We start from the raw sequence: 2,922 nt of genomic DNA, 5'->3' as shown, positions 1-2,922 counted from the left end.
AAAGGGAAGCACAGTCATATTTTCTGGTGTGCAGGCGTATGCATGGAAGCAAAATGCGATTGCTTGGACCGCTGAAAAAGTGGAAGAAATCTCAGCAGAAACTGGACAAGATCTAGAGGACATTTTTACAGATAAGGGGGAGAAATAAATGAGTGAAGAGAAAACTCTACATCAACTCCTGGACGCGAAGCTGGACAAGCTAGCGGAAGATTTTCTAGGACAGATTAAAGGCTATGACATCACACATAGTGCTGTGGCGGTATCCAAAGATAGAACTGATGGAGTAAGTGTAAAAATCATCTTTGGAACTATAGTGCGAGAAGAATATGCCTGGGAGCTTGCGAAAATGTCGCCACTAGAGAAGCAAATGGATGATATTGCGAAGGAACTTGGGTTTGATTTTAGTGTGATGCATGACAGCTGCACGAATGATGACTACACGGATTGGACATCAGTAGTGCTAGGAACAGCGATGCGCTAAGGGGATACAAGGGGAAGATTTTCCCCTTGTCCTTGCGGGGGTGTGGGGGAGACTTCCCCCACTGATTGATGAGTGAGGAGCACTAGACAGCAGCGGGGGGTGATCTGCAGCAATGTGCAGCAGTCTCCTCCACCCCCCTGTCCTTGCTTTTTCCCCAGCTATTGCATGGCGGAAACAATGCAAAATGACACTGATGTAAGTTAAAGAGAAGAAAATAAGAAAATACCCCCATATCCTGCGAAATCTTGGCGGATCAACAGGAATACGGGGGCAACAACACACGGAAAAGGTGTTCTGTATGCAGCATATCATCACCCAGCGCGGGCGCGTAGCGGCGCGCGGCGAGCGGAAGACAGGAGCAACCGGAGCGGTAGCGACAGCGCTAGCGACGGGCGCGGCGTGGCTGGAGCGAAGCAAGCAAAGCGAAGCGGCAAGCGCGCGCGTTCAGAAAGAAACGACTTATGCTTCCACTGCAGGTCAAAGGCATGATTTACCCCCTACACGCGCTGTCAGTAGGGTGCAAATGCAGCAGCTGGGGGAGCTGCAAAAACGCGGTTATGAGCGTGCAGGCAGGTTAGAGCGCGTGAAGCAATGCGGCACTATACCCATTGTGGCTTCACGGGTAGCGCTGGGGATTACTGAGCGAGGTGGTATCACCATGGCGGGGCGGTGTATGTGCGGTAGCAGGTGGTGTGCTGATTGCTGGAGCAGGATCGCTAGTGAGCGTGGTGAGGATGTAAGAGCGGTAGCAGAATGGGCTGCTAGTAAAGGCTTTCAGTTGGTGCTGGGCACTTTCACTGCTGCTCACGTGAAAAAAGAAGTGCTGGATGAGTGTGATGGTGATACCCACCAGGCGGTGATGAAGCAAAATGTGGGGGAAGTTTTTGATGGGCTAGCGGCTGCATGGCGCTATGTGCATGCAGGTAGAGCAGGAAAAGAGATAAAAGCACAGCGGGTTGGCTATGCACGGGGCTTTGAGCTGACTACTGATGCTCTAGAAACGAAACAGATTACTGGCACACATGGGCACTTTCATGTGCTGATTATTTTTGAAAAAGGCGTGGATTTAGACACCCAAAAGGCTGTTATGTGGGAGCGCTGGCAGCGTGGGTGTGAGAAGCAAGGGCTGAAAACTGCAGCACGGGGCTTTGACTGGAAAGTGCTGAAAGTGGATAACAGCAGACATATCAGTGCAGCAGCATCTTACCTGGTCAAAGGCGAAAAACTTAGCGCTGAAAAAATCGGCGGCGAGATTGCACAAGGTAATAAAAAAGCTGGGCGCGGGGAAAAAAGGACTTCTCCAGAGGGACTTTTGCGCGCTATTGGCGCACTAGATGGTGAAAAAGCTCAACTCCTGGGCGCGAAAGCGGTTGCACAATGGCGTGGATTGGAAGAAGCATGCAGGGGAAGAAGATGGCTGACTTGGTCTAGGGATCTCCGAAAAATGGCTGGCTTGGGTGAGGAAAAATCAGATGAGGAGATTGCTAATACCCAGGAAGAAGTGCAGGGGGACACTATGGCAGTGGTGGAATATGACGAGGTCAAAGACTATATTGAGGAAATAAGAGAAGCGGTTCTAGAGACAAAGAAAACAGCAGAAAAGTGGGAAACTCTCCTGCTGTGCTTGCAATCTTTGGGTATTGCTTACGAACTTACTTCACGCGAAGAATGGGACAGGCAAGTAAAGAAATGGATAAAGGCGCGCAGGCTTAAAGAGTAAAAGCTTTCTTGCTTACTTGCTTGCTTTTTTCTCTTTATCCAGTGCTTCGAAATAATGTTCTAATGCCTGGGTGTAAATCTCCTGCTTTTTCATTCCAGTTTCAGCTTTTAACTCCTGGACGGCAATGGCGAGACGGCGGGGGACACGAACATTATCAGGGACAAGCTCTTCATTGAGCTTATTCAGTTGCTCTTGAAGATCTGCCTTAGTGATGGATTTTTTGGTCATACATAAAGCATACAAAACAAAGCAAAATAAAGCACTAAAAAACCAAGCAAGTAAGTAAGAAACCAAGCACACAAACCGCCGGCAAAATCGGCGCTGACGAACAACGATTGGTTTGTTTTATAATACTAATCAGCTGCAAAAGTTGCAGTATATAAACGAAAGGCTAGCTATGTTTATTGATGGACTTTTTACAGGTGTGCAGGTGGAAGATGTTTCTGCTGTCATGCTTTACAGTGATGGAAAAAGGACTGATGAGCAGGAAAAAGGCAAAGATGGGCTTCCCCTTTGGCACATCACATCAGCAATGAAATCTGGAAACTATATTTTGCCTTGCAGGGTGAAAGTGGGAACTCACCAACCTCCAAAAAAGGGAAGCACAGTCATATTTTCTGGTGTGCAGGCGTATGCATGGAAGCAAAATGCGATTGCTTGGACCGCTGAAAAAGTGGAAGAAATCTCAGCAGAAACTGGACAAGATCTAGAGGACATTTTT

The 2,922-nt window shown here is 48.2% G+C and carries 4 protein-coding genes; 3 read left to right on the top strand and 1 reads right to left on the bottom strand.

Features of this window, described 5'->3' with window-relative positions; all coding sequences use genetic code 11:
• Positions 1 to 148 precede the first annotated feature (148 nt).
• Positions 149 to 481, top strand: coding sequence for a hypothetical protein (locus tag BA768_RS17750; protein WP_065721853.1), 333 nt, complete (start codon positions 149 to 151; stop codon positions 479 to 481).
• A gap of 298 nt (positions 482 to 779) precedes the next feature.
• Positions 780 to 2,201: a hypothetical protein gene (locus BA768_RS17745; RefSeq protein WP_065721852.1), complete on the top strand. Its 1,422-nt coding sequence runs from the start codon at positions 780 to 782 to the stop codon at positions 2,199 to 2,201.
• Between the two features lie 12 nt (positions 2,202 to 2,213).
• On the opposite strand, the gene BA768_RS17740 is transcribed toward BA768_RS17745, so the two are convergent.
• Positions 2,214 to 2,429 (bottom strand): hypothetical protein, encoded by a 216-nt coding sequence (locus BA768_RS17740; protein ID WP_065721851.1) that lies wholly within the window; start codon positions 2,427 to 2,429, stop codon positions 2,214 to 2,216.
• A gap of 169 nt (positions 2,430 to 2,598) precedes the next feature.
• Between BA768_RS17740 and BA768_RS17735 the strand changes: the two genes are divergently transcribed.
• Positions 2,599 to 2,922 (top strand): hypothetical protein (locus BA768_RS17735; RefSeq protein WP_131800029.1); only part of this gene is annotated, 324 nt, incomplete at its 3' end.

It is taken from the genome of Chryseobacterium sp. CBo1, assembly GCF_001693475.1.
Classification (GTDB): domain Bacteria; phylum Bacteroidota; class Bacteroidia; order Flavobacteriales; family Weeksellaceae; genus Chryseobacterium; species Chryseobacterium formosense.
The sequence above is the reverse complement of the archived record's forward strand: the minus strand, read 5'-3'. Positions and strand labels throughout refer to the sequence as shown.

Bases quoted from the DNA above. Each gene is read 5' to 3' on its own strand.
- BA768_RS17750 (WP_065721853.1), top strand. From the start codon at position 149: ATGAGTGAAGAGAAAACTCTACATCAACTCCTGGACGCGAAGCTGGAC.
- BA768_RS17745 (WP_065721852.1), top strand. From the start codon at position 780: ATGCAGCATATCATCACCCAGCGCGGGCGCGTAGCGGCGCGCGGCGAG.
- BA768_RS17740 (WP_065721851.1), bottom strand. From the start codon at position 2,429: ATGACCAAAAAATCCATCACTAAGGCAGATCTTCAAGAGCAACTGAAT.